At 52.0% G+C, this 26,937-nt stretch carries 31 protein-coding genes; 13 read left to right on the forward strand and 18 right to left on the reverse strand.

Features of this window, described 5'->3' with window-relative positions; all coding sequences use genetic code 11:
* Positions 1-8 precede the first annotated feature (8 nt).
* From IPK01_16015 to IPK01_16090, 16 genes are all read right to left on the reverse strand, one after another.
* Complete coding sequence (locus IPK01_16015; protein MBK7934942.1) at positions 9-233, reverse strand: hypothetical protein; 225 nt, start codon at positions 231-233, stop codon at positions 9-11.
* Between the two features lie 23 nt (positions 234-256).
* The gene (locus IPK01_16020) at positions 257-1,054 is read right to left on the reverse strand and encodes a hypothetical protein (GenBank protein MBK7934943.1); all 798 of its coding nucleotides are present in this window, start codon (positions 1,052-1,054) and stop codon (positions 257-259) included.
* Positions 1,055-1,268: 214 nt separating this feature from the next.
* Positions 1,269-1,595 carry a cytochrome C oxidase subunit IV family protein gene (locus IPK01_16025; protein MBK7934944.1) on the reverse strand — a complete coding sequence of 109 codons (327 nt, stop codon included), beginning with the start codon at positions 1,593-1,595 and terminating at the stop codon, positions 1,269-1,271.
* A 10-nt stretch (positions 1,596-1,605) separates the two neighbouring features.
* Positions 1,606-1,806: a cytochrome c oxidase subunit 3 gene (locus IPK01_16030; protein ID MBK7934945.1), complete on the reverse strand. Its 201-nt coding sequence runs from the start codon at positions 1,804-1,806 to the stop codon at positions 1,606-1,608.
* A 129-nt stretch (positions 1,807-1,935) separates the two neighbouring features.
* Positions 1,936-2,499: a cytochrome c oxidase subunit 3 gene (locus IPK01_16035; GenBank protein ID MBK7934946.1), complete on the reverse strand. Its 564-nt coding sequence runs from the start codon at positions 2,497-2,499 to the stop codon at positions 1,936-1,938.
* Positions 2,500-2,574: 75 nt separating this feature from the next.
* Positions 2,575-4,251, reverse strand: coding sequence for a cbb3-type cytochrome c oxidase subunit I (locus IPK01_16040; GenBank protein ID MBK7934947.1), 1,677 nt, complete (start codon positions 4,249-4,251; stop codon positions 2,575-2,577).
* A gap of 18 nt (positions 4,252-4,269) precedes the next feature.
* Entirely contained in the window at positions 4,270-5,313 is a 1,044-nt protein-coding gene (gene coxB / locus IPK01_16045; protein MBK7934948.1) for a cytochrome c oxidase subunit II, read from the reverse strand.
* Between the two features lie 70 nt (positions 5,314-5,383).
* Entirely contained in the window at positions 5,384-6,259 is an 876-nt protein-coding gene (locus IPK01_16050; GenBank protein MBK7934949.1) for an SCO family protein, read from the reverse strand.
* 85 nt (positions 6,260-6,344) lie between these two features.
* A complete protein-coding gene (locus tag IPK01_16055) occupies positions 6,345-6,890 on the reverse strand; it encodes a hypothetical protein (protein MBK7934950.1) in 546 nt (181 codons plus the stop codon).
* Positions 6,891-6,910: 20 nt separating this feature from the next.
* On the reverse strand, positions 6,911-8,134 hold the full coding sequence (locus IPK01_16060; GenBank protein ID MBK7934951.1) for a hypothetical protein: 1,224 nt from the start codon (positions 8,132-8,134) through the stop codon (positions 6,911-6,913).
* A complete protein-coding gene (locus IPK01_16065; protein ID MBK7934952.1) occupies positions 8,135-8,752 on the reverse strand; it encodes a cytochrome c in 618 nt (205 codons plus the stop codon).
* A gap of 115 nt (positions 8,753-8,867) precedes the next feature.
* On the reverse strand, positions 8,868-9,401 hold the full coding sequence (locus IPK01_16070; protein MBK7934953.1) for a DUF3341 domain-containing protein: 534 nt from the start codon (positions 9,399-9,401) through the stop codon (positions 8,868-8,870).
* Between the two features lie 49 nt (positions 9,402-9,450).
* Positions 9,451-10,899: a polysulfide reductase NrfD gene (nrfD, locus tag IPK01_16075; GenBank protein ID MBK7934954.1), complete on the reverse strand. Its 1,449-nt coding sequence runs from the start codon at positions 10,897-10,899 to the stop codon at positions 9,451-9,453.
* A gap of 3 nt (positions 10,900-10,902) precedes the next feature.
* Complete coding sequence (locus IPK01_16080; GenBank protein ID MBK7934955.1) at positions 10,903-14,217, reverse strand: TAT-variant-translocated molybdopterin oxidoreductase; 3,315 nt, start codon at positions 14,215-14,217, stop codon at positions 10,903-10,905.
* Between the two features lie 30 nt (positions 14,218-14,247).
* Entirely contained in the window at positions 14,248-14,907 is a 660-nt protein-coding gene (locus IPK01_16085; protein ID MBK7934956.1) for a cytochrome c3 family protein, read from the reverse strand.
* Positions 14,908-15,169: 262 nt separating this feature from the next.
* Positions 15,170-16,084, reverse strand: a complete 915-nt coding sequence (locus IPK01_16090) for an ROK family protein (protein ID MBK7934957.1) — start codon at positions 16,082-16,084, stop codon at positions 15,170-15,172.
* Positions 16,085-16,263: 179 nt separating this feature from the next.
* On the opposite strand from IPK01_16090, the gene IPK01_16095 reads away from it, so the two are divergent.
* The 7 genes from IPK01_16095 (at position 16,264) to IPK01_16125 (ending at position 22,158) form a co-directional block, all read left to right on the forward strand.
* On the forward strand, positions 16,264-17,022 hold the full coding sequence (locus IPK01_16095; protein MBK7934958.1) for a DedA family protein: 759 nt from the start codon (positions 16,264-16,266) through the stop codon (positions 17,020-17,022).
* Positions 17,023-17,087: 65 nt separating this feature from the next.
* The gene (locus IPK01_16100) at positions 17,088-18,119 is read left to right on the forward strand and encodes a hypothetical protein (GenBank protein ID MBK7934959.1); all 1,032 of its coding nucleotides are present in this window, start codon (positions 17,088-17,090) and stop codon (positions 18,117-18,119) included.
* Between the two features lie 123 nt (positions 18,120-18,242).
* Complete coding sequence (locus IPK01_16105; GenBank protein MBK7934960.1) at positions 18,243-19,139, forward strand: hypothetical protein; 897 nt, start codon at positions 18,243-18,245, stop codon at positions 19,137-19,139.
* Positions 19,140-19,298: 159 nt separating this feature from the next.
* On the forward strand, positions 19,299-19,835 hold the full coding sequence (gene folK / locus IPK01_16110) for a 2-amino-4-hydroxy-6-hydroxymethyldihydropteridine diphosphokinase (GenBank protein ID MBK7934961.1): 537 nt from the start codon (positions 19,299-19,301) through the stop codon (positions 19,833-19,835).
* Between the two features lie 38 nt (positions 19,836-19,873).
* A complete protein-coding gene (gene panB, locus IPK01_16115; GenBank protein ID MBK7934962.1) occupies positions 19,874-20,734 on the forward strand; it encodes a 3-methyl-2-oxobutanoate hydroxymethyltransferase in 861 nt (286 codons plus the stop codon).
* Positions 20,735-21,589 carry a pantoate--beta-alanine ligase gene (locus tag IPK01_16120; GenBank protein MBK7934963.1) on the forward strand — a complete coding sequence of 285 codons (855 nt, stop codon included), beginning with the start codon at positions 20,735-20,737 and terminating at the stop codon, positions 21,587-21,589. It begins immediately after the preceding gene.
* 62 nt (positions 21,590-21,651) lie between these two features.
* On the forward strand, positions 21,652-22,158 hold the full coding sequence (locus tag IPK01_16125; GenBank protein MBK7934964.1) for a TlpA family protein disulfide reductase: 507 nt from the start codon (positions 21,652-21,654) through the stop codon (positions 22,156-22,158).
* Between the two features lie 152 nt (positions 22,159-22,310).
* Here IPK01_16125 and maf read toward each other — a convergent pair whose 3' ends face one another.
* Positions 22,311-22,862 carry a septum formation inhibitor Maf gene (gene maf, locus IPK01_16130; protein MBK7934965.1) on the reverse strand — a complete coding sequence of 184 codons (552 nt, stop codon included), beginning with the start codon at positions 22,860-22,862 and terminating at the stop codon, positions 22,311-22,313.
* Between the two features lie 60 nt (positions 22,863-22,922).
* Here maf and IPK01_16135 point away from each other — a divergent pair, with 60 nt between their 5' ends.
* Positions 22,923-23,417, forward strand: a complete 495-nt coding sequence (locus tag IPK01_16135) for a DUF721 domain-containing protein (GenBank protein ID MBK7934966.1) — start codon at positions 22,923-22,925, stop codon at positions 23,415-23,417.
* Positions 23,418-23,431: 14 nt separating this feature from the next.
* Positions 23,432-23,713, forward strand: coding sequence for an Asp-tRNA(Asn)/Glu-tRNA(Gln) amidotransferase subunit GatC (gene gatC, locus IPK01_16140; GenBank protein ID MBK7934967.1), 282 nt, complete (start codon positions 23,432-23,434; stop codon positions 23,711-23,713).
* A 23-nt stretch (positions 23,714-23,736) separates the two neighbouring features.
* Here the strand turns inward: gatC and IPK01_16145 are convergent, their stop codons facing one another.
* On the reverse strand, positions 23,737-23,877 hold the full coding sequence (locus IPK01_16145) for a hypothetical protein (protein MBK7934968.1): 141 nt from the start codon (positions 23,875-23,877) through the stop codon (positions 23,737-23,739).
* A 54-nt stretch (positions 23,878-23,931) separates the two neighbouring features.
* Here IPK01_16145 and IPK01_16150 point away from each other — a divergent pair, with 54 nt between their 5' ends.
* From IPK01_16150 to IPK01_16165, 4 genes are all read left to right on the forward strand, one after another.
* Positions 23,932-24,186: a hypothetical protein gene (locus tag IPK01_16150; GenBank protein ID MBK7934969.1), complete on the forward strand. Its 255-nt coding sequence runs from the start codon at positions 23,932-23,934 to the stop codon at positions 24,184-24,186.
* A 10-nt stretch (positions 24,187-24,196) separates the two neighbouring features.
* The gene (gatA, locus tag IPK01_16155) at positions 24,197-25,600 is read left to right on the forward strand and encodes an Asp-tRNA(Asn)/Glu-tRNA(Gln) amidotransferase subunit GatA (protein ID MBK7934970.1); all 1,404 of its coding nucleotides are present in this window, start codon (positions 24,197-24,199) and stop codon (positions 25,598-25,600) included.
* 834 nt (positions 25,601-26,434) lie between these two features.
* Positions 26,435-26,629, forward strand: a complete 195-nt coding sequence (locus IPK01_16160) for a hypothetical protein (protein MBK7934971.1) — start codon at positions 26,435-26,437, stop codon at positions 26,627-26,629.
* 31 nt (positions 26,630-26,660) lie between these two features.
* Complete coding sequence (locus IPK01_16165; GenBank protein MBK7934972.1) at positions 26,661-26,933, forward strand: type II toxin-antitoxin system HicB family antitoxin; 273 nt, start codon at positions 26,661-26,663, stop codon at positions 26,931-26,933.
* Positions 26,934-26,937: the final 4 nt, after the last annotated feature.

Raw genomic sequence — 26,937 nt, forward strand, 5'->3', positions numbered from 1 at the left:
TTAGGGGGTTATTGGAACTTTGTTGTGGATTTGGGCGGTTCGACCTTAGGCTGGCCGGTGCCCGCCTTTCGAAGATTTTCGTCGAGATCGACCTCTTCGAGTCCCCATGTATTTTGCAGAACAAAAGCCGCCGCCGGATAGGTCTTGCCGATCGAGACCGCCTCGGGCGTCTGGTATGTCAGCTTCATCGAATACTTCTCTTTCGGGCGGGTCACCTGAATCTCAAGCGGCAAATTGGCATATTCGGCCGATTCCGTCAGCTTGCCTTCTTTTCCATATATGATGTCCGAATCGATCTCGCCGGCCGCATCAAAATCTGAAGTCTCGCGAGCCTTATTCCTCCGACTCTATCGAACCAAAAACGACGGCCGATCTTGAGTGTGCCATCTGCCTGCTTCACAAATTCGTCAAGCAAATAGTAACCTCGCATGACGTTTCGGAGCGGCGATTTCTTTGAAAGCGATTCGTCCGTCTCCATCTGGAATATCGTGCTCCGCGTGTAAACATCGCTGGATACGGTCGGCTTTACCAGCATCGCATCGGTAAAATGTTGAGGCCTGAGATTGGCAAATGCATTGACGCTTTCCTTTATGATCTGCCCGTTATCGAGATCGGCAGATTTGAGCGACTTTTGCAGTCTTGAGTAATCAGCGTCGTTAGTGCCCTTTACAAATTTCTTGTATTTTCCGCTGCCGCCATCCTGCAGTATCGCGACTCGAAATGAATTGCCGTCAGACGTCATCTGTGCGACGTCCGATTTGATCACCGGCACCTGCACTTTCATCAGGATGTTTGCGGGCCGCTGGACCACGATCTCGCCGTCTGCGGATCGATAGACCTCTTTACTGCCAAATTCGGCGAACGAATTATCCTCAAATTTCAGATACATCTTCGCCCGCATCGAACCGACGCGTGCGAAGCGGTTGACCTCATCCATCAGTTGCGATTGCGGTGCATCCTCGACCTTGAGCAACCGAGCCGTCTGGTCCGGCTTCTTTACAGAGATGCATCCTGTCGAAAAAACGACAAGCACAACAGCTGCCAAGACTGACACACGAATAATTGATCTACCAAAAAACTTCATCCCAATGTGATGTTTGGAATTAGCTTTATCGTTGTACTTGTAAAGTGACCGACGATAATAACCGCACCGAACTTACCAAACCAAAAATGATAGCACGTCGATTTGTGTTTCGCTATTAAGAAAAACGCGGTTGCGAGGGTATTGTCAGCACCTCGCACCGCGTTGTTTTCGACGAATATTGAATCTATTGGCCAAATACACCCGTTCCGCGGGTGAAATAGTCCTGCATCGTGTACGCGAACATTATCGCCAACCAGAAAAAGCTAGCAACTGCAGATAGCTTGATCAGCTTCGGGCTCCAATATACGTGCATGAAAAACAACATAACGCACGTCATTTTGAAAAACGCGATGAACAGAGCTACGAGCGTGTTCGCCCCGGGAAAGAACTTTCCGTCCAGGTCCGTCAGCGCGACGTAATAGGTTATGATCGTGCCGACAAATAGTATGAGAAACACCCCAATATACTTGGGTATGTTCATATGCTGATGATCGTTGTGGTTATCCGACATCTTTTACTCCCTAATGCATGAAATGTCGCCCGAGCAAATAAAGCAGCGGGAACAGGAAAATCCAGACAATATCGACGAAGTGCCAATAGAGGCCGGACATTTCGACCGGCATGTAATATTCAGAACTGTAGGTATTGCGGAAAGCCATCCATCCGAGCCAAGCCATCAGCCCAAGGCCGACGACCATATGCAAGGCATGGAGGCCGGTCATCACAAAATAGATCCAGAAAAAGATCCGCACCTTATCGCGGAATTTGTTGGCATCGATCTCGCCGTTCGAAAAATACCCGATCTGCTCCGAAGTTGTGAGTATTTTGTCATCCAACCCAAGCTTTGCCAGCTAACAATCCGTCCACTTAAATTCGCCACGCGGATTGATGTATTCGTGAACTTCGCCGTGTGTTACCTCGTAACAAGGCTTTTCTTTATGATCGACCGCAGGCTTGGCGTGTTCGCTATTTGCACCGGCACGAACGATCTTGTTCAAACCGGTCACAGGAATAAGGCCGTGGTTGTACTTATCCGTGTATTCGACCGCCTTGACCCCAAGAAAGACCGCGCCAAAGAACATCGTCAACACTATCAGGATGACCTGCATGTTGCGGTTGCTCTTTTGTGCGTAGTAAACGGTCAGCGCCATCGTCAGCGAACTGACGATGAGGACTAGCGTGTTGAGTCCGCCCAGAAAAGCGTCAAGGTGGTTACTGCCGGCCGCAAACGCCATTGGATACTTCGAGCGAAATACCAAATAGGCCGTGAAAAGCCCGCCGAAGAACATGATCTCCTGGACGAGGAACATCCACATCCCGATGGAGACGCTTTCTTCCTGCTGCCCCATGTCCTCAAACTGATGCTGAAGTCCGGGTGCGTGGCTGTGTTCGTGTGTGTCTTCGTGTGTCGACATTTGTTTCTAAGAAAATCAAACAGGATTTACAGGATGATCAGGATATTTAGTTCATCCTGTCTAAACTGTCAAATTCTATGTGGCCGGTGCCGCTTCGTGCCTCCGTTTTGCCGCTTCCAGATCGAGCCCGCTTTCTTCCCCGAATTCGTACGCTTCCCACGTTACGACCGGCATCTTTTCAAAATTCTCAGTCGGCGGCGGTGACGCGGTTCTCCACTCGAGTCCCGGGAGCATCCATGGGTTATCCTCTGCCTTTTTGCCAAAGATCAGTGAATGTCCAAGGTAGATCACCGGCATTATCAGTCCGACGCCAAGCACCGATGCTCCGGCAGTCGAAAATATGTTGAGTACCTGCAATTCCTCAGGGTACGATGCATACCGACGCGGCATACCCATGTATCCGAGAATGAACTGCGGGAAGAACGTAAGGTTGAACCCGACAAAAACAAGCATCGCCGAGATCTTTCCCCAGAATTCCGAATACATTCTGCCCGTCATTTTTGGCCACCAGTAATGGATGCCGCCCAAATACGCGATTACCTGTCCGCCCACCATTACGTAATGAAAGTGAGCAACGACAAAGTAAGTATCCGTCAAATGAACCGTCAGGCCCATCGCCCCGAGGAACAATCCGGTCAAACCGCCGATCAGGAACAATCCCATGAAACCGATCGCATAAAGCATAGGCGTGTCAAAGGATATCGATCCTTTGAACATGGTCGCCGTCCAGTTGAACATCTTGATCGCCGACGGAACGGCTACGACCATGGTCAGGAACGAGAACACCATTCCTGCGTACATCGACTGGCCGCTGACGAACATATGGTGTCCCCAAACGAGGAAACCAAATACCGCGATCGCGATCGATGAAAAGGCGATGAATTCGTATCCGAATATCTTCTTTCGCGAGAAATTAGATATGAGTTCAGAGATCACGCCCATTCCCGGCAGGATCATGATGTATACGGCCGGATGCGAATAGAACCAGAACAAGTGCTGGAAAAGGATCGGGTCGCCGCCGATCGACGGATCGAATATACCGATACGCCCAAGACGTTCGAGTGCAAGCATCAGGATCGTGATCGCAACGACCGGCGTTCCGAGCACCATGACCAAGCTGGTGGCGTAATGCGCCCATACGAACAGCGGCATGCGGAACCAGGTCATTCCCGGAGCTCGCATCGTGTGGATCGTGACAATAAAATTCAATCCTGTCAGGATCGACGAAAAACCATTGATAAAGATGCCGAGGCCGACCGCCATGACGAACGTATTGGAGAACGTCGTGCTATAAGGTGTGTAAAACGTCCAACCCGTATCAACACCGCCCTGCATCAGAGCAAACAACGTCAAAGCTCCTCCGATCCAATAAATATAGAGACTTAAGAGGTTGATGCGCGGAAGTGCAAGATCCTTTGCCCCGATCATCAAGGGGATCAAAAAATTCCCCAAGATCGCCGGTATTGACGGGATCAGGAAGAAAAAGATCATCAAGATGCCGTGCTGCGTGAATACTTTGTTGTACGTTCCGGACTCGAGCAGGTCGCTCGCCGGTGTCAGAAGTTCCAGACGGATGGCAGCCGCGTAAAGGCCGCCCATAAAAAAGAACACCGAGACCGAGATCAAGTACATGATCGCGATCCGCTTGTGATCCTTGGTCAGCAGCCACGAACGCAGCGTCGAGCCGTTGGCGATATAACTCATTTTTGGCTTTGCGTCTGTTCCCGCTACTATTGCTTCTTCCGTTTGCATAATCTTCTTGTAACCTGCTTACTTAATGCTTGTTGCCGCCGGTTTTGCCGCGGGCTTGGCCGCCGGTGTCGCCGTATTCATTGCCGCGGGTGCCGCCGGTCTTGCACCGGGAGCGGCCGTCGCGTTCGGACTTAACGATTTGATGTATGCGACCAGGGCGTTCAACTGTTCTTCGGTGACCTGCCCCTTGAACGTTGGCATGATCGGCTGATAACCCTCGACCACTTGTCCTGCCGGATTTGTAATCGAGTTGCGAATATAGTTGTCGTCAGCCAACACCGTGTCGCCGCCTACCAGTTTGACCTGCGTATTGTAAATACCCTCTAGCTTTGCCCCACGCTGCTGCGGGCCGCCCGCATGGCATGATGCACAACCGAGTCGGGTCTCAAATAGGTCCTTGCCCATTTCGACCGGCGTTTGGCCCGAGACGTTGCCGCTAAGCCAATTGTAAAAATCACGCTGCTCCATCACGTAGACCCAACAGCCCATTCCGGAGTGATTCAGGCCGCAGTATTCGGCACAATAGAGATGGTATTTGCCCGGCTTTGTCGCCTGGAACCACATATATGTATAGCGTCCCGGAACTACGTCGGCCTTGGTTCTGAAAGCAGGGATATCAAAGTCGTGGAGAACATCCTCCGTGGTCATCGTCAGCTTGATGTTGCGGCCGACCGGAACGTGGAGTTCGTTTATCTCACGCTGTCCGGTCTCGTGCTGGATCTTCCACATCCACTGTTTGCCGACGACATAGATATCCATCGTGTCGGTCGGAGGCGTGAACTGATTAAAATATACGATCGCACCGCCGAGAAAGATCGTGATCGAAATGACAAAAGGTATTATCGACCAGACCGTTTCGAGCACCATCGAACCGTGCATCTCTTCCGGCGTGGCAAATTTCTCTTTTTCGCGGTACTTAAGGGCAAAAAAGAAGATCGCTGCGACGATCGGGATCGAAAACGCAACGCTGACGAGGATCAGATAAAAATATAAATAATCGACCTGCCACGCAAATGTCGAAGCCTGTTCCGGAAATAATGGTACCCAATTTGTACTCTGCATAATTCGTTAGTGGTGAGCGGTGACCGTTGATTGAAGGGGCGACGATCCCAACCCGATCACTTTTCACTGATCACTCATCACTATTCACTGCCTTCCTCTTATTCCTTCGCCAAAAAACCAGGAGCATTGCACCAAGCCCGAGAACCGTTGCGATGCCGCCCAAACGCATTATCCTGAGGATCGAGAGCCCATACTTACCAGTCGACGGATCGTAATGGTAACAATAAAGCAACAACTGCTCTGCCGGATTGCCCACCTTATTTTGAGCCGATTCCATCAACGCAAATTTCAGATCTTTGGGAGCATAATCGATGCCGTACAGATACCGGGCGATAGTACCGTCGGCCATCGTGATCATGATCCCGCCGGCATGCGCAAATTGTTTCGACTTCTCGTCCCACTTGTAACTAAACCCGACTGCCTGAGTTACCTTATCGATCGAATCCTGGGTTCCTGTCAGAAAATGCCAGCCGTTCTCGGTGCCCGGATGAGCATAACGCTCCATGTAGTTAGTTTTCTTATTCTTAGCAAGATCAGGCTTGTCGTTCTCGCGGGCGTCAAAACTCAATGCGATCACATCAAAATCTTTTCCGGCCTCCAACGACATCCCTTTCAGCGATCCGGTCAGGCCGTTGAGTACCTGATTGCATAGCATCGGACAATCGTAATAAACGAGCGCGAGTATCACAGGACGCTTTCCAAAAAGTTCACTCAACATAACGGCGTTGCCGTTCTCGTCCTTGAATACGGCATCCATGGGTAAACGGTCGCCCAATTTCTGCTCGATACCAACCTTGTCCAGTACCGGCGGCAATCCGGTCGTCGTGTCGACACTCGGATCGTATGTCCGCGGACTGTAAAGAGGCGAATTGTAATGCTCGTTCTTCTGAGCCGAAACAGTGAATAATGAACAGTAAACAGTGAACAGTGCCATGAAAAGAGCCATCTTTCCAGAACGACACCGAGCAAAGAAACCATAGACTGTTGATCTTTTACTATTCACTTTTCGCTCAATACTATGCTGTGCTTTCTTACCTTCTAGTTTCCGATGCCATGCGGCCCGCACTCGCGTCCGAGATGAACATATGCGACGACTTCAAAATGGCCTCTGCTTCCGGCCCCGTTTTTGCCTTCACGTTCTGCGTCAGAAGTTTTGCTTTCGCTTCGTCAATGGGAAGCATCGTCACGGTACCGGTCTTAGCGTCCTTTTTCCCGTTCTTCCATATCACTTCCCACTGTTTCATTAGCTCGCGATATTCTGCTTGCGGTTCGCGAAGTTCCAAATTGACGCGGCCCTTTTCCGAATCGACACCAAATCCGGGTGCACTCTGAAGTCGCGGCTCGGGCGGCAGTTTCTCTTTGTCCGTCATCCGTAATGGATTCTGCGGCCCGGCGGTCTCAGTCGCCTTGTTGTTGTCAATAAAGACGTTAAGCAGCGCGTACATCAAACCGAAAGTAATGACGATGAGAAAAAACAGGCCGATCGCAAAGCCAAGGATACCCTTTAGCCCGATCTCGTTTGCCTCATAGGCCTTTTCAAGATCGGCCGGAGTCATTTCATGCTTTTTTGAAGACATAACGTTCTAATACTAACTTCTTAATGCTGATGAGCTCGGCCGTGTGATACGGCACTTTCAAAAAACGGATCCTTCACCGGAACCAACGGACGTTTCATCAATTCGCCGAAGAACCACCAAAGCCAAATTCCGCCAACCGCTGCCGGTGCGACAAAATCGAGCCAACTGATGATAAACGCACCGTTCTCGATTCCTGCCGTTACGCGTGGCGTGGGGGCGATCTGATAAAACATATCAACAAGACGCATCAGCAGGATGAATCCGCCGAGCGTCGCGAGCATTTTTGCACGGCGTTTGAAATCCTGCTGCAGCAAGATCAGGTACGGGAACGCAAAGTGGAACACGATCAGAAATACACCAATGTATCCCCAACCGCCCTTCATACGCGTCAGATACCAGGTCGTCTCTTCGGGCAGGTTGCCGGACCAGATGATCAGGAACTGCGAGAAATTAAAATACGCCCATACCATCACGAGGGCGAGCATGAGTTTGCCGAGATCGTGAAAATGTCGCTTTGTCACTACGCCGTCCATCGGTGCCTTGTCCGACAAATACGCAAGAATGACCACCGCAAACGAAAAACAGCTCAATGCCCAACCGGCGACGAACAGAAGTCCCCACATGGTCGAGAACCAGTGCGGATCGAGCATCATGACCCAATCGACCACAGCAAACGTGACAACGAGGCTGTAAATGACCATCGTCGGCCCCGAGAACCGTGAACATCGTTCAAGCAAACGCTCGGCTCCTGCAAGGTCTGTGGTCTGATCCTGTGCGGCGGACCATTTATTGAGCAAATGCACCATCACACCCCAGAGTGCGAAATAGATCACTGTTCGCACGATCCACGCCCAGGGAGCCATGAATACACCACGATGAAGAACGGCATGATCATCGGGAGGCAGATGCGTAAATTCCATGAATGCATGGGTATAGACGCCTATTGCCAGCGGGATAAACATGAGGAACAACAGCGGCAGTGTCCGCGATGCGGCCTCGCAGATCCGCCGAATAACGACGCCCCATGCACCTCCGGTCAAATACTGAAGCATCAAAACACCCAGACCGCCGATCGTGATGCCGCCCCAGAAAATAAAACCGAGCAACCATGAGCGAAGGCCCTGTTCCGGGCTAAAATATGTGCCGACCGCCCAGGCGATCAACGCTATTCCGCCGACTCCGAGAGCTAGCGAACGAAAGCGGTTGATCTCCTGCGGAGCGTAATATTTGTCGAGTTCCGCCATCTACTTTCCACCTCCGTGAGTGTTAGCGTCGGGCGTCGCCGCTGCTTTAGGAGCAGCAGGGTTCGACGTGGTCGTGTTGTTCATTTTAAGATTCTGATCCGGATTCTGGCTCACTTGCAGAGCACGGATGTACGCAATAATAGCCCATCGATCCGCCGGCTGAATTGCATCGGCGTAGCTGCTCATCTTGCCCCAACCGTTCGATATAACGTCAAAGAAATGTCCGACAGGTGCATTTCTGAGGCGATCGTCGTGATAGGTCGGCGGTATTGAAAATCCGCGTCGGACGATCATACCGTCGCCGTTGCCTACCGGGCCGTGGCAGACGATACAGTAAATGTTGTATCGTTCCTGCCCGCGGTCAACCAATTCTTTAGTAACGGGGATTGGAAATTCGTCGACCGCATTTGGGAAACTGGTAACGATCGTGTTTCCTGCCGCGTTTGTCGTTGTCTCGACCGGAGTCGTCGTAGGATTGTCTATCTGACCGGTGTAGAACGCCTTATTATCTTTCAATTGGCCGCGAGGAACGGTTCCGGCCGGAAGGTCACGGGAACCTCGCTTATCGCTGAAAAACTCACTCTTCTTGTACGTCTTGTAACGAGGTTGATCCTGCATATCGAAACGCACACCGCAACCAACTGCCAGCAGGCAGTACGCCCCAAGCAGTACGCCGTAAAAAGCCTTCCGGCCAAAAGCCACCGACCCTCGACTCTTGACTCCCGCCTCTTGACTATTCAGGTACATCAAATACCTCCTGAGCTTTCAGGCTTTCCATAAAACTTCGTGTTTTCTCGTAATCGTACTTTTCGTCCTTCGCCTCAATGATGAGGAAGAACTTCTCACGGGTCGCTAACGCAAATCGCGGGACGTTGAATACCGGATGGTAAGGAGCCGGCAACCCGTTCAGGAACAACATCCCGAATACCGCAACTGCTGCCGAGAACAAGATCGTCAGTTCGTACATCGGCGGAATAAAAGCGGGCAAACTGAAATGCGGCCTGCCTCCGACGATGATCGGATAATCAAAAACGTGAACGAAATAAACAAGGCCAAGCCCCGATAACAATCCCGTCAACCCGCCCGCAAAGATTAGGTAAGGCAGGATGCTACGTTTTATACCGAGTGCCTCATCGATCTCGTGGAGCGGAAACGGCGAAAAGGCATCCGTCTTGGTGTAGCCGGCGTCGCGTGCTTCGCGGGCGGCATCGACGAGCTCGGTCGCCGTGTCGAATTCCGCCATTATTCCGTAGATATTTTCTGCCATAGCTCTTTGAATTCAGTAGCTTAACTGCCTACTGTGTACCGACTCCTGCCTATTCGTTAGGAGGATCGGTGCGGTCGTACGTATATTCGACCTCGTTGACATTCTCCTCAAAATCCTGATGATGGCCGTGAACATTCGATTCCTCAAGCAAAGCCCGGACCTCGAATATCGAAATGATCGGTACAAATCGAACAAACAAATAGATGAGTGTAAAGAAGAACCCGATCGTACCCGTAAACATCGAGATATCGATGATCGTCGGGCTGTACATTGCCCATGACGACGGCAAAAAGTCGCGATGCAGGCTTGTAACGATAATGACGAAGCGTTCGAGCCACATACCAACGCTAACGACGATCGAGATCAGGAAGAGCCAAAATTCACTCTCTCTAAAACGCTTGAACCACAACAACTGGATCGAAAGGCCGTTACACAGGATCAGCAGCCAATAAGACCACCAATAAGGGCCTTCCCAGATACGGTTCTTGACCATGAACACTTCGTACTGCGAAGCGCTGTACCAGCCAAAGAACGCTTCCATCGCATAACCATATACGACGATCAAACCGGTCGCGAGCATCACCTTGCCCATAAAGACCAGGTGCGTGTGCGTGATAAAATCCTGCATCCTGTACAGATGTCTGAGCGGGATACAGAGGATCAGCACCATTGCAAATCCGGCAAAGATCGCTCCCGCAACGAAATACGGCGGGAAGATGGTCGCGTGCCAACCGGGCACTTGTGAGACCGAGAAGTCGAACGAAACGATCGAGTGGACCGAAAGCACAAGCGGTGTGGACAAACCGGCGAGTATCAAATATGTGATCTCATAACGATGCCAGTGCCGTGCAGATCCGCGCCAGCCCCACGAAAGGGCAGCGTAAACAAAGCGGAAATATTTATTCTTGGCCCGGTCGCGAAGTGTCGCGAGATCGGGTATCAGGCCGACGTACCAAAACAAAGCCGAGACCGTAGCGTATGTGGATACAGCAAAAACGTCCCAGATCAGCGGGCTTCTGAAGTTGGGCCAGATGCCCATCGTATTCGGATACGGGAACAGCCAATAAGCAGCAAGCCGAGGCCGGCCTGTATGCAACAACGGGAACATCGCGGCGCAGGCCACGGCGAACAGCGTCATTGCCTCGGCGAAACGGTTGATCGAAGTTCGCCATTTCTGGTTCAGAAGCAGCAAAATTGCCGAGATCAGTGTTCCCGCGTGGCCGATACCGATCCACCAAACAAAATTGATAATATCGAACGCCCAACCGACCGGCTGGTTATTTCCCCAAACGCCGATACCGTTCGCAAGCAGCCAGACCGTAGAGAACAGCAACGCCTGCGCGATCATAAAGGCAACGGCGAAGCCGATGAACCAATGGAACGGCGTGCGCTTCTTCAGGGTAACGTCACTGATCTTGTCGGTGACGCTGGCCAGCGTGTGATCGCCCTCGATCATAGCCGGGCGGAGTTTTTTAAGTAGGTCCTTTTCGTCCTGCATAGACTAGTGTGCCTCGCCTCCCGGTGCTTTCTTTTCGGTCGAATGTCCTTTTTTCGCGACAAACGGAATGTAATCGGGCATTTCCTTGTTCTGATTTCTGAGCCCCGCGAGATAGGTCGTACGCGGCTGCGTGTTCAGTTCGTTGAGCAGAATATAATCACGCTCATCCTTCTTGGCTTTCGAAACTGCACTTTCCGGATCGCTCATGTCACCGAATACGATCGCCTCGGTCGGGCAAACCGCCTGACACGCAGTTACGACCTCGCCGTCGCGGATCTTACGTGCACCGTCCTTTTGCGATTCGATGCGGGCCGCTGAAATTCGCTGGGTGCAGTAGGTGCATTTTTCCATCACACCGCGACTTCTGATCGACACTTCAGGATTGCGCATCAGCTTGTACTGGGGCGTATTCCAATCCTGATAAAGCAGGAAGTTAAAGCGTCGAACCTTGTATGGACAGTTATTTGAACAATATCGAGTTCCGACACAGCGGTTATAGACCATGTCGTTGAGACCCTCGGCACTGTGAACCGTCGCGTGGACCGGACATACGGTCTCGCACGGGGCCAATTCGCACTGTTGGCAAAGAACCGGCTGGAAATACGGCCCTTCCGGATTATTGATATCGCTTCCGGCGTAATAGGCGTCGATCCTCAGCCAGTGCATTTCACGGCTCCGGTTGATCTGTTCTTTGCCTACGACCGGAATATTGTTTTCAGATTGGCAGGCGATGACGCATGCATTACAGCCGACACACGCATTGAGGTCGATCGACATTCCCCACTTCGTATTCTGATTGTAGAGCGTCTTGAACGGCTCCTGCGGGTACATCGATTTGTCGTAGAAATCTTCCTGCTCGCCGCCATGGACCTCTTCATCGAAATGATTTATGTCCCATGACCGAAGCAAGTCGCGGCCTTCCATATTGAAATGGATCTGCGTAGATGCGATCGTTGCAGCCTCGTTGCGCTTCGTGATCTCGCCAAAGCCGTGATCCATCGCATCCGACCGTCTGACGTCGAAAGCGTTGTAGCCAAGGCCCGTTCCTACCTTGCCTGCACGCGTGCGTCCATAGCCCATGTAGATCGTGATCACATCATCGGGCTGGCCCGGCGTGATCCACATCGGGACCGGTTTCTCGATCTCTGCACCCTGATACTTGACCGTAACGGTGTCTGAGAACTGATTGCCGCCCTTTGTATTGATAAAACTCGTACCTTGAGCACCGCCGACGTGGTCACGCGGATCGTTACTCTTGTTGATACCCAGCTTTATCGCAGTTTTCGGGCTGATCAGAGCGACATTCTCCCATGTCACCTTATTAAGCGGATTCGGCAGTTCCTGCAGCCAGCCATTATTCGAAAAACGGCCGTCATAAACGCACGGATCGGGCAATATCGAGATTTCCAGACTTCCCGAACCGTTCGTTTTCACTTCAGGCTGACTCAAAAATGCAGTCGTCGCCGTGACCGCCTTCGGAGCGGCTGCCGTGTTTGGGATAACGCCGTCGTGAACGGCTTTGCGCCAGTTATCTTCAAAGCTCTTCGGCGAAACAGCTGCCGCAGGTGCAGCGGCCGGAGTCGCGGTTTTGGGGGTGTCGGGTTTTAACGCTGCCGGTGAGGCAGTCTTCGGTGCGTCTTTCGGGGCCGTTCCCGAAGGCTCGGCAACCTTTGCTTCCGTTTTCGGTTCGACCTTTGCTTCGGTCTTTGCTGCCACGGCTGCCGGCGTTATATTCGCCGTCTGCCAATAGGCCTTTACAATGTCGTAATCTTTCTTATCGAAGCCTTCCTTCATGAAAAGCTGGACCAACTCATGTGCGTTCTTGCCGTCGTAAAGAGGTGCAATGAGCGGCTGAACGATCGTTGCCGTGCCGTCAAATGCACGTCCGTCGCTCCAACTTTCCAAATAATGCTTCTCGTGAACGTGCCAATGGCACTGCTCTGCGGTCTCATCGAAATGCTGCCCGAGGTGCACCCGCAGCCCGATCTTGTTCAGCCGTTCGAGGTTCAATTTGAGGTCCGCAGGCGTGTTGTAAACGGGATTGCCGCCCAGAATAACAAGCATTTTGACCTTGCCGCCGTCGATATCGGCAATCAGTTCGCGAAGCTGTTCGATCTGCAGCTTGTCAGCACCTGGGGAAACCGAGTCGGTGTAGACAACGGTCTGGCCAGCGTTTCCGAGTGCCGCATTCATTGCGTGAGCCAGAGCATGCACGATCGGCGGCTGGTTGTTGCCGGCGACCACCAGTGACTTGCCTTTATGCTCGACCAGATCTTTGGCCATGGCCGCGATCCATGCCGCATTTTCTGTGTAGGTCGATGTCGCACCGGCAACCCCGACGGCCTTCGCGACGGCTTTTGCGATCTCGGGCATCTGGCTTGGCTTAACACCGATGCGGTGATCTGCCTTAGCTCCCGTCAGAGTCACCGTCGTTTCAATGGAATACAGGCGGCTGATCTGCTTCTTTTCATCGGTGCGGGCACGGCCCTTTGCGAAATCCTTGATGTACGCAACGTTATAGCCCGAAAAAATATCAGCATCGAGCGAGAGTATCCGCTCTGCCTTGTCAAACTTGTACACCGTGTTGACGGGCGAACCAAACGCCATTTTGGCTCCCGCCATAGCGTTGTCGCTGTTTATTGGTTCGTACTGAACGAGTTTTGCGTTGGGCAGTTCGGCGTTGACCTTTTTGAACTGATCGATCAGCGTGGGTGACGACACTGTTTCGGTCAAAAATCGAACTCCGGCCCCGCCGTCTGCACGATTTTCTTCGATCTTCACCCGAAACTCGGACATAAAGGCTTCCCAGCTCTTCGGGCCGCCTCTAAAGAGGATCTCCTGCGATCGATCCGGGTCATACATGCCCAAAAGCGACGCTTGAGCCAAAATATCTGTAGCACCGCGGCTGCCAGGATGATCAGGGTTTCCCTCGACCTTTACCGGACGGCCGTCAAAAGCCTTCGCCAACAATCCCGTCGCGACGCCGCCCACCGACATTGCGGTTGCCAGGAACAAAGGCTTGCCCGGCAGCATCCCCTCGACCGGGCGAACATAAGGCACGATCTTTTCAGGAGGCTGAATGACACAGCCGCTCAAACCCGCGAGGGCGAGCGATGCCCCCATCACCTTAACAAAATTACGCCGGCTGAGGCTGTTGTCCCATTCCTCGATCTCGTGAGGATATTCCTGCGAGACAAATTCGCGAAACTCAGGCGACTCGGCATGCTCCTCGATGCTTCGCCAATATTCTTTACCGTTTTGCGCAAGCACCTGCTCACGCAGCATTGCAAAGCTTGGTTTATTTTCTGGACTGGGCATTATTTACTGATTCCTCTAACTTTTCGCCGTTTATCGATGACATGTAGAGCAGCTTGTCATCATTTCCCTGCTTCGGATCTTATAGTCGACCTTGAGCTTGTCGCGGTCCTTTTGGTCAATATCGCCGGGCTGATAATTCATATTGAAGACCTCTGATTTCGGCCTTATGAACTGCTCAGGTGCTTTGTGACAAGCAAGACACCATTCCATCTGTAGAGTATTTTCCTGAAACACCACGGGCATGTTGTCGATCGCTCCATGGCAGGTCGAGCAGCCTACGCCTTTCGCAACGTGAATACTGTGGTTGAAATAGGTGTACTCAGGCAGATCGTGGACCCTTTCCCACTCGATGGGTTTATTGTCGCGGAAGCTTGCTCTCACAGGTTCAAGATACGGGCTATCGGCCCAGATCTGACTGTGGCAATTCATACACGTTTGTGTTGAAGGCATCCCGGCTGACGCGGTCGTCTCGACCGTTTGATGACAATACCGGCAATCGATGCCGTCGTCACCAACGTGGTGTTTGTGGCTGAACTGGACCGGCTGCGTCCTTTCCAGATACTGGTTCGTTAAATATGACGAACGGGCGAGCTGCGTGTACGCAAAGAACGCCGTCCCGCCCAGCACTACCACCATGATCATACTGATCTTGGCGATATTATTTGCACTTTTAGGAAAAATTTGTGCCATTGAATATCTCTTGCCTTTCCGCTAACCCGCAATAACTAAACTCCGCCGAGCCCCAAATTTCTTGCGAAATTTCGGAAAATTCGGCGAAACAGATTATTTTCTAAAGAATGCGAACCGTAAAACTGAATACGATTTTACTAAAACTCTTAAAATCCGCAAATTGCACAATTGAAAAAATAACGCGCTGAGGTCAGCTTGTGCAATTTTTCACTAATTAGTTTTCCTCATAAGTTGGATAAATCTTTCATATCTATTAAGAAAACTAACCCTGACAAGCCAAAAGAGCCGCACCCGCAGCAGCGGCATTCGCTCCCAACTCGCCTTCGACAATGGTCGTTGAGCCAAACGACGGTGCGAACGACAGTTCTTTGGCTCGATCGATGACCGCATCAAGCACCAAGTGCTTGGCCTGCATAATGTCGCCGCCGATAACGATCCGCTCAATATTAAGGAGATTAATAACGGCGGCGATGCCCGTGCCGACATAATGGCCGGTCCGCTCGAGCATCAGCTTTGAAAAATCATCCTCGGCATTCGCGGCTGCGACTATATCGGCGATCGTGATCGAGTTTTCGTCCAGATCGACAAGTGACGATGTGCTGTCCTGGTGAAATCGGCTCCGGGTCCGTCGAATGATATTGGGTGACGATGCGACCTCCTCGAGTCGGGTTCCCTCTTCGTCGATCGGCACGTACCCGAACTCGCCCGCAAAGCCTGCCGCGCCGCGCCATATCTCTCCGCCGAAAATAAAAGATCCGCCGACGCCCAGGCCGAGCGTGGCGTAAAACATATTTTCGCTTCCGCGCCCGGCGCCCAAACGGTATTCCGCATACGCGGCGGCGTTTGCGTCATTCTCAATGTATGCCTGCACGCCGGCTGCCATTTCGATCTCGCTGCCGAGATCCATTCCCGAATGTTCTGGAATATGCGATGAAAAGGCCACCTTTCGTGCACCGCGATCGACAAGGCCCGGCACGGCGACACCGCCCCTCTGAAAATCTCCAAAACTCGACTTAAGGCTCGAGATGAAGTAGATCAACTGGCTCGATGACGGCTCGGCAAAACTCACTTCAGCCGTTTGAACGCCCGTTATCGCACCGCTTTCGTCAACACAGACCGCCGTCATCGAGGTTTTTCCGACCTCGATCCCAACACACTTCCCTACAACATCACTCATATAGCGAATCCTTTTACAAACACTGTCAAACCCGAAACTAAACGCGATTTTAGACACTGGCTAACCATGTGTCAATAAGGATCGGGTAGAGAAGCCCGCGTTGACTGTACTGTTTTGGAAAGTTAATCTTGCAGAGAGATTTCGGGTAAGAAAGCACTCACTCTTGTCGTCGTTTTTTTATGGATCAACAGCTATATGATGTAATTGCACAATACGGTATTTACGCCGTTTTTGCGCTTTGCACAGTTGAGGGCGACATCACGCTGTTGATCTCGGGAACGATGGCCCATGGAGGCTTGTTTGGCAACTGGGGCTGGGCAAAGGTGTTGGTCGCAGGAACATTGGGCGGTGTCGTCGGCGATTGTGTTGGATATGGTATTGGCCGCGTCTTTCACGAAAACGCAAAAGATTACCGCTTTTATCAGGTCGCTCAACCTCGCGTCGAAAAGCTCACAGCGAAGTTCGGCAGCCTGGCGATCATCATCTCCAAATATATTTACGGAATTCGCGTCGCGGTTTGTCTGTCCTACGGTGTGAGTAAAATGCCGTTTTGGCGTTTTCTTGGTGCGAGTGCTCTCAGCTGTTTCCTGTGGGTGCTTATCTTGTCGGGGACCGGATATTTCTTCAGCGGCGCTATTACGGGCATCATAGGTGACTTCAAACAAGTTGGGTTCGCCCTGTTTTTTGTCGTAATGTTCGGTATCATTGTGTTCTATGTTTTAGAGCGCTACTACATTTCCGAAAAGGTCGAAGACGCCGATCCGGAGACGATCCAAAAGATCGAAGAAAAACTACAGGCTGTTGAAGATATCGGCCTGACCACGCTTCACGATCTCACCGAACGCCTGCATTTGACCCGTGAACCTACTAAGGAAGAAGGAGAGAAGGTGAAAGAGGAAGAAGGGGAAAAGAGAAAAAAGGGAGAAAAAGAGGGGTAGGATCGAGAAACATAACGGAGCCTCCCGACCACTGATCTCTGACCACTGACCATTGACGACTGAACATGATAATCGAATCATCAGCACCCACCAGGGTTGACATTGCCGGCGGAACTATTGATATTCCGCCTCTTTTTCTGTTTCACGAGGGAGCAGCAACCGTGAATTTTGCCGTCAGCATGCGTGCAAAATGCCGTATCGAAACCCGCGAAGACGATCGGATAATTCTTCGTTCTATTGATCAAGATTCAAGCGTCGAGACAACCGTCGCTGAAATAGCTTCGCTGAAGGACGAGCCAAAACTGGAATTACTGTCGAAACTAGTCTATTTCTTCCGCCCGGAAATGGGATTTACGATGACTACCGAATCGGAAGCTCCGGCCGGTGCCGGCCTTGCGGGTTCGTCAACGCTGAATATCGCCTGCATCGGTGCCCTGAATACGCTTGTCGGCGATCGATATACACCTGATCGCTTTATACCGATCGCAGCGGCGGTCGAATGTCAGGTTATTCGGGTCCCTACGGGATATCAGGACTATTATTCGGCTCAATACGGGGGCGTTTCGGCAATTCACTTCGGCCCTGCGGGCATGCACCGCGAGGCATTGGACATCGACACCGACACACTCGAACGCCGCATCGCTATCTGTTATACAGGCGAACCGCGTAATTCAGGCACGAATAATTGGGAGATCACCAAACGCCACATCGACGGCGACCGCGAGATCTTTGACATTTTCGAAGGCATTCGCGACACCGCAGTAAATGCCCGCGAAGCATTGCTCGCAAATGATTGGGACGAGCTTGGCGGCGTTTTGAGTCGTGCCTTCCCCAACCGCAAACGCCTCAGCCCCAACATCACCACGCCCCAAATGGACTTGCTCATCGACGCTGCACACGCCAATGGAGCCATCGCCACCAAGGTCTGCGGGGCCGGCGGCGGCGGATGCATCGCGTTCTATTGCGAAGAAGGCCGACGCAGCGATGTCGAGGTCGCTCTAACAGCTCACGACGGAGCGAGAGTCTTAGACTGGAATCTCCAAACAGATGGATTGATTGTCACAGTGATGAACTCGGCCGAAAGTGCAAATTCCTAGCTCTGTGACCTTTGTGACCTCTCTGGTGAATTTCGTATTTGTCACAAATTTCATCTCCACGGTGTTTTGATTACAGAAAGCACAGTTTTCTTAATCCAAATCATCTCGGAGGAATTTGTCTCAATGAAATTCATATCTCGTAATTTATCCAACATCGCCGCGGCGATGTTCACATTGGTAATCGGCGTAACCGCAACCGCTATTTTTGGGCAGCCCGTCAGATCCGATAGTAAAGCCTACATAGCGGAACATAAGTCATATCAACGTGAATTCTGTTCCAACAATAATTGGTCGAACGACGACAACGTCTCGGTTCGGGATCTTCGCGAAACGACGATCCCGTCGAGCAGCGAGATCAGTGTTGACGGCAATCGCAACGGCGGTGTCAGCGTCAAGGGCGAAGACCGCAGCGATGTTCTCGTGCGTGCCTGTGTACAGGCTTGGGCCAAGACCGAAGCCGAGGCAAAGGCGATCGCAGACGGCGTCAAGATCAACACTTCGCAGACCATTAAGGCCGATAATTCGGTCGAGGAAAAGAACTGGTCGGTGTCATATGAGATCCGCGTCCCGCGGAATACCAATTTGAATCTCACGGCCCACAACGGCGGGATCTCGATCTCGGACGTTAACGGTGCGATGTCATTTGAAACCACCAACGGCAGCGTGTCGCTCATCGGCCTGTACGGCTCTGTCAAAGGCAGAACGACGAACGGCGGCGTCAACATCAAACTCACCGGCCGAAGTTGGAACGGCAGCGGCCTCGAGGTCACCACCTCGAACGGCGGCGTCAATTTGATGATGTCCAAGGACTATAGTGCGAACGTCGAAACCGGTACTATCAATGGCGGTTACAAGACTGAGATCCCGGCACTTGCCATCACGACCGAAGACATAAAAGGCGACTATTACCGCCCCCAAAATAAAACGATCCAGACCAATCTCAACGGCGGCGGTGCACCGATCAAGGTAACGACCACCAACGGCGGCGTTCGCATTTCCACCTTCGAAGATAACCACTGATCTCGTTCCCCCTAAGGTCTGAAACTTCGGCTTCGGCCAATTGCTTCTGCCGGTGAAGGCCGTCCGAAATGACGGCCTTTTCTATTTACGCCGGTCATTGACCGCCACCCGCGTTGACATCCCACGCCATTTGCTCTATCTACTATGTAGCTATCTCACATGGACAACGGCATCACAACAGCATACATCGGTCTGGGTTCAAATCTGGGCGATCGGGCAGGCAATCTGCTTCTTTCGGTCCGCTCGATCGTCGAGGCGAGCTTTGTTATCAACCGCCTTTCACCTGTTTATGAAACGGAGCCGGTCGAAGTTGAGAGCGAAAACAAATTCCTCAACATGGTTGCTGAGATCAGTGTCACTAACGTCAGCGCAACTCAAATGATGGCTCGGCTGCTGCGGATCGAGTACTTGCTTGGCCGAACGGACAAGAACCTGAAAAAACCGCGAACTGTCGACCTCGACATGCTCTTTTTTGGTAATACGCAGATCGAGACCGAGTTTTTGACATTGCCGCACCCGCGAATGCATCTCCGCAAATTCGTACTCAAACCGATGTCGAAGATCGCTCCTAATTTTGTCCATCCTGTCCTCGGCCGCGAAATCATTGATATTCTCGCCGATCTCGAGGACACAAGCGAAGTTCGACGCTGGAACCCAAACGCGGACTTCCAACACGAACTTGCCGCAAACAGCTAGACTAAAACATAGCAAACAGCTAGACTTGAGTCACTTTTATGGCATATTTACAGCCTGACAAACCGGGCAAAGTTTACTTGCCGGCGATCCGAGCGGCGAAAGAGGCCGGCGAAAAGCTGGTGTGTTTGACAGCATATGATTACCCGACGGCACGTATCGTTGACGAAGCCGGCGTCGATATCATCCTCGTCGGCGACAGCATGGGCAACGTCATTCACGGCTATGGAAACACCATACCGGTCTCGCTGGATGAGATCACATCGGCCTGCATCGCGGTCAAACGCGGCACCGAACGGGCAATGGTCGTCGCCGATATGCCGTTTGGTACGTACCACGTCAATGAGGACGAGAGCGTCCGCAACGCTCTTCGTTTGATGAAATACGGCGGAGCAGAAGCAGTTAAACTTGAAGGCGGCCGCAACCGTGTCGAGCTGGTAAAGCGTCTCGTCAGCGAAGAGATACCGGTCGTCGCCCACATCGGCCTAACGCCGCAATCCGTCTATAAAATGGGCGGCTACCGCGTCCAGGGCCGAACCGCCGAACAAGCGAAATTACTGATCGAGGACGCCAAAATGCTCGAGGACGCCGGAGCTTTTGCTATCGTCCTGGAATTGGTCCCGCGTGAGGTCGCAGCCATGATAACCGCCGAACTCGAAATGTCCACCATCGGCATCGGAGCGGGGCTCGAATGTGATATTCAGGTGCTCGTCCTTCACGATCTCGTCGGCATGACCTTTGGCCGTCAACCGCGTTTCGTCCGCCAATACGCCAGCGTCCGCGACGTAATGACCGACGCCATCCAGCGCTGGACCGCCGACGTGAAATCCGGTGCATACCCGAACGATGAAGAATCGTATGGCCTGACCGAAGAAACCCTGACCGAATTAAAGGGTGCGTAAATGGAGATCATAAACCGCCGCCAACGAATGTTCTCGATCTCGCGCAAATTACGGCGTGAGGCTAAAACCGTCGGATTTGTGCCTACGATGGGTGCATTGCACGAGGGTCATCTGACACTCGTAAAAGAGGCTCGGGCCGCGAACGACGTTGTAATTGTCTCGATATTTGTTAATCCAACGCAGTTCAATGACAAGAGCGATCTCGCAAAATACCCTCGCGATCTGACCGCCGATGCGGCAATTCTGGCCGAGTACGAGGTCGATTATATCTTCGCTCCCGAACCGCACGAGATCTATGGCGACGGATTCGCTACCTACGTTAATGTCGAAGGTCTGACCAACACTCTCGAGGGCGAATCGCGGCCCGGCAATTTCCGCGGCGTCGCCACGGTTGTTACGATCTTGTTTAATACTGTACGGCCTGATCGTGCATATTTTGGTCAAAAGGACGCTCAACAGGTTGCTGTGATCAAACGTCTTACGACCGATCTTGGTTTCGAGACAGAGATCGTCGTCGTGCCGACTGTCCGCGAGGAATCCGGCCTCGCAATGTCGTCGCGAAACGAGCGTTTGTCCGCCGAAGACCGTAAAAAAGCGGCGGTCATCATAGATTCGCTCCGCGAAGCCAAATTGGCTTTCAAAAAGGGTGAACGAAATGCCGTGCATCTCACCGAAATGGTCAAAGATCGAATTGCCGCCGAACCCGCGGCCGAACTTGACTATGTTGCCGTTGTCGATCGTGATTCACTGCAAAGTGTTGACAGGATTGGAGATGAAGAGACTTTGATAGCAATCGCAGTTCGGATCGGCGGCGTCAGATTGATCGATAATGTGATACTCAATCGAAAGCAGTAGTTTGGTATCAAACTTGCATCAAACCAACGTGGGAATGCCGCAGTGTCGGATTCCCTAAATATATGAAAAACCTTACAGGTTTCATCGCAACCATTTCTCTCACGCTGGTCTTGTCGGCTTCGGCATTTGCTCAGACGGTCTTGACGTCCGTTGACGGCGCAAAGGTCGATATCGAATCACAAGACGGCAAGGTCGTCGTCTTGGCGGTTGGAGCTGCCTGGCTTCCGCTGTCGGCCAAACAAATTGAGTTTACCAATGCGTTGGCAAAGAAATACGCCGGAAAGAACGTAGTGTTTTACTTCGTCGCGACGGATTCTGCCAATTCTCGGTCTAACAACCATACGAGCATCGCCGACATTCGCAAATTTGCCGGCGTAAACAAACTGACTTCGACCGTTTTGCTCGATCCCGACGGTGCGTCAACCATTAAAAAATACAATGTCGAACAGGTCCCGTCATTTGTAATTCTGAATAAGAACGGCAACGTCGCCGGCGAACCATTCGGCGGTATCGACCCCAAATACGACATCACGGTTCCCATATCAAGGGCGATCGACAAGTTGCTCTAGAGTCAGAACCGCCTGCGTAAGCGGGCGGCGTAGACGTGAAAACGAAACTGGCCGCAGATATTCGCGGATGACGCAGATACAGAATTCATTTCTGATCTGCGTTTTCCGCATTTATCTGCGGCTAATTTTTCTTCGAGTTTTTCGCCGCCCGCTTACGCGGGCGGTTTTGAAAGAAGTCTGTAGACCAAACTTATCGGCAAACCAACAACATTCCAATAATCTCCCTCGATCCCTTCGATAAACAGGGCGGCCTGCGCCTGAACGGCATAGGCACCAGCTTTGTCGAGCGGATCGCCGAGCATTGCGAGATGGTTTATCTCGGCATAAGACATTTCCGCGAATTTGACGCGTGTGCTCTGAATGTCGGAACGAGTAATTCCGCCATGAACCACTGCAACGCCGGTCAACACAACATGCCAATTGCCCGAAAGCATCCGGAGCATTCTCCGGGCATCTTCGAGATCCGTAGGTTTTGCGAGGATCTGGCCGTCGATAACGACCGTTGTGTCCGCACCTAAAACAGGCATATCCGGGAAATCGACCGCTACGGCCTCAGCCTTTTCGCGCGCCAGGCGAACAACGTAATCTTCGGGTGATTCGCCGTTCCGCGAGGTTTCGTCTATATCGGCGATGTGTTTTTCAAAATCCCAGCCGACCGATGTCAGTATCTCCGACCTTCGCGGGCTGCCTGATGCAAGTATCAAGTTCTTTTGGAAGTTCTATCATCTCGTCTAAAATGATAGTTGATTGGCGGCGAATGACAAATGGAACAGCTTTTTGGTGCAATTCCGGCGGTTTTTACCGATATTCCGCACGATACGATAGCAGATGAAGCGATCGTATTTGCCGCCTGGTCGCGATGCGCCGGAGAAATGCTTCGAGCGAGAACAGTGCCGCTCTCATTTGAAAAGAAACGCCTGATCATCGCCGTCGAAGACCAGACCTGGCAGCGGCATCTCGAAGATCTGAGCTCGACTATGCTCGCCAAGATCAATTCGTCACTCGGCTATGGAACGGTGATTTTCATTGAGTTTCGTATAGATAAAAAGGCGCTCGAAGCAAAACACGCGGCTGAAAAAGCAGTGATCAAAAGGGTCCCGCCGGTATCGAAAGATCTGAAGAACGCTGCGAATGCGATCGCCGACGAAGTATTCAGGAGAAAACTTCCTCGCCGCGGCAAGTGTTTATCTCGACCGGCAACGAACCGATCGATCTCAAATTTGAGATTTCAGATTTCAAATATTAGGTTTGATATCTAAGGATCCAAGAAATTATGGACGTACGACAAGTAGCAAAACTGGCGCATCTTGAGATAACCGATGCCGAGGTCGCGATGTACACGCCGCAGATGGTTAACATCGTAAAATATATCGAGCAGCTCAACGAACTCGACACCGACAACGTCGAACCGATGCTCGGCGGGCTGACCGACGAAGGCAAGGCAACGCAGACGATCCGCGAAGACATCGCCGGCAATTCGCTCGGCCAAAAGGCGGCATTGGATCAGGCTCCGTCGCCGGTCGCCGGACATTTTCAGGTGCCAAAGGTGTTATGAAAGCAGTTGTCAGTGGACGGTTGTCAGGTTCCGGTTGGCGGCGATATGTTCTCGTTAGTATGATATGTGCCGCCGTTACCGTTGCTTGCGGCAGTATTCCGAGTTTGGAAACTGCCCAATGCAGCGAGGCTCGCGATCATATCAAACGGTTCTACTCGTTTCATTTTGGCAACGACATGACTCCTTCGACCGAGAATTTGAAGGCTCGGGAGCAATATTTGACTGCGAGATTGTTTAATTCTGTTTCAGCGGTGACAAAGGACTCTCAAGACTATTTCACGGCCGCATCTGATTTTCCAAAGGCGTTTCGTGTTGGTGAATGTAAGGCCCAAAGTCCTGAGAAGACAGAATTTCAAGTTCTTATGCTCTGGCGTGACGATAAACGCAGTGAACAGAAAGAGATCGCCGTAGAAATGGTAAAGCAGGACGATAAATGGCTGGTGGACAGTGTTTCCCCTGCTAAGGCAAAGTAAGATCGAATTTATGACCATAGTTTCAAACATCGAAAAGACTATAGAAGCGGCAGAGAGATTGAATCCGGAGCTGAACTCGTTCCTGTCGATCGAGCGTGACGCGTCGCTCAAGCGTGCTGCCGAACTGGATGCCGAGCCGGGCGAACGGCTGCTCGAGGGCGTGGCAATTGCGGTCAAGGACAACATTTGTACCAAGGGAATGCGGACCTCGTGCGGGTCGCAGATATTGCATAATTACAAAGCGCAATACGATGCGACGGCGATCTCTCGATTAAACGACGCGGGTGCGATCATTGTTGGCAAGACGAATATGGATGAGTTCGCGATGGGCTCTTCTAATGAATCTTCGGCTTTCGGTGCGGCGAAAAATCCGTGGGATGTAACGCGTGTTCCGGGTGGAAGCTCGGGCGGATCGGCGGTTGCGGTCGCATCGGGAGTCGTTCGTGCGGCGTTGGGATCTGAGACCGGCGGCAGCGTTCGTCAGCCGGCCTCGCTGTGCGGGATCGTCGGGTTCAAGCCGACCTATGGACGCATTTCGCGTTACGGGTTGGTGGCGTTTGCTTCTTCGTTGGACAACATTGGTATCTTTGGACAGACGACGAAGGACGTATCCGACGTGCTTAGTGTTATTGCCGGGCGTGACGAACACGACGCGACATCTGCGGACGTTCCCGTGCCAAACTATTCCGACGCATTGAACGAAAGCCTCGAAGGAAAAGTGATCGGCATTCCGCGTGCGTTGTTTGGCGAAGGCATCGACGACGAAGTTCGCGACAGTGTGCTGGCGTCGATCGCAAATTTCGAGTCGCTCGGCGCGACCACGGTCGATGTTGAGCTGCCTTACGCAAAATACGGCATCGCTGTGTATTACATCATCGCGACCGCCGAGGCTTCGTCCAATCTGGCTCGGTTTGACGGCGTTCGATACGGCTTTCGTGCCGAGGAAGCTCACGAATTGCGGCAAATGTATTTCAAGACGCGCGAGCAAGGGTTCGGGGCGGAGGTCAAACGCCGGATCATGCTCGGGACATACGTGCTGTCGAGCGGTTATTACGATGCTTACTACTCGAAAGCGCAAAAGGTACGCAATCTCGTCAAACAGGATTACGTCAAAGCATTCGCGAGCTGCGACGCTATCCTGACGCCGACCTCGCCTGATGTTGCATTCAAGATCGGTGAACGAAGCGATGATCCGATCGCGATGTATCTGAGCGATATTTACACGGTCTCGGCCAATCTCGCGGGCGTTCCGGCGATCAGCGTTCCGTGCGGGATCTCCGGCGAAGGCCTCCCGATCGGCGTTCAGCTAGTCGGCAACTTCTGGTCCGAGCCCACGCTCTTCAACCTGACACACCAATACGAGACCGCATTCCCGCTCGGCGCTAAACCGCCCGTGTATGCCGGCATCGAATAGACGCGTTACGCCTTTGGCAAAACGGCCTTCATCCCGGTCGCGCAGATGTCCAATCGGGGGTCGCAAACCCAGAAAATACGGTTTCCGGAAAGCTGAATTTCGGTGTTTTTGAAACGCGCGCCAGGTAGTAATTGAAAAAAATTGTGGTACGTACCACAATTTGAGCTGAACAGCACGTTTTACGGAGGTTTGAGAGCACCAAAGTACTTATTGACGCGGCCGAATTCGCCCCGCGAACAGCACAGCGGAGGTGTGCGAACAGCACCAAGTGAGGTCCATTTTATTGACACCTCAACACCCCGACCACAAGCGAGCATCAAGCGTCCTCGATCACCGTCAAAAGACCGAATTCGAAGAGTCCGAGACGATCGACCAAACTGACCACGCAACACGACGAGTTCAACCATCCTGAGCCTGGCCCACCGCTCTTGCCCGCGAGGAACGCGAAGAATAAACTTGAACCTGTGCTATCGGCCGCCGGCCGCCGACGGGTAGACGATACCGAATTCCGGATCGGGAATGACAATGAGTTTAAGGCCGCGTGTGCTGAGATTAGTGAAGGTTATAACGGCCGAAAAGCAGTAAAAAAGGCCTGACCCTTATTACAGTACCAAGATCGCGGGCTTTCTTTTGGTGTTTGCCCTCGGAATCCTAATAGCCTTATTAACGCTTGGTCTGTACGCACTAGTCAATAAAAGGAGGGTGAACTAGGATATGCTTTATTACATTGTTTTGGTTCTCGGGTACTTTTATTGTGTTACCGCGGTTGTTTTCATAGGAATCGGCTTTTTTCAGATTTACACTTACGTGCGGCGTGGTGGCGTTCCTTTGTTTTTGATCTTTTGTGTGCTTCTCAATGCCGCTGCGGATATTGGTGTCGGTTACCTGCTCATCGTTCATGCTTCACGAGAGAACGAATTTTGGTCGCTAACTCTAGTCATCCTCTTTACGATCTATTCCGCAGGAACGACGTTTGCTCGACGATGGTACATGCGAAATGCCGAAACGCTTGTCGAAATAGCCTCGTAAACGTGGACGCGGACGTGTTAAAATATTTGCTATGGCAGGAACATATATCTTGAGCGATTATGTGGCGAGGGCGTTGGCCCAGGCCGAATACGACAAACTCGAAGATGGCACCTTTTTTGGGAAGATTCCGTCTTGCAAAGGTGTTGTTGCATTTGGTGCAACTCTGCGTGAATGCGAGGCCGAATTGCATTCGACCTTAGAAGATTGGGTATTGGTAGGGCTAAAACTCGGCCATCAACTGCCGCTACTAGGAAGCTTGAACCTGAATACAATGCCCGTGTATGAGCCATTGGAGTCCGTGTAAACGA

This window comes from Acidobacteriota bacterium, from assembly GCA_016713675.1.
Classification (GTDB): domain Bacteria; phylum Acidobacteriota; class Blastocatellia; order Pyrinomonadales; family Pyrinomonadaceae; genus OLB17.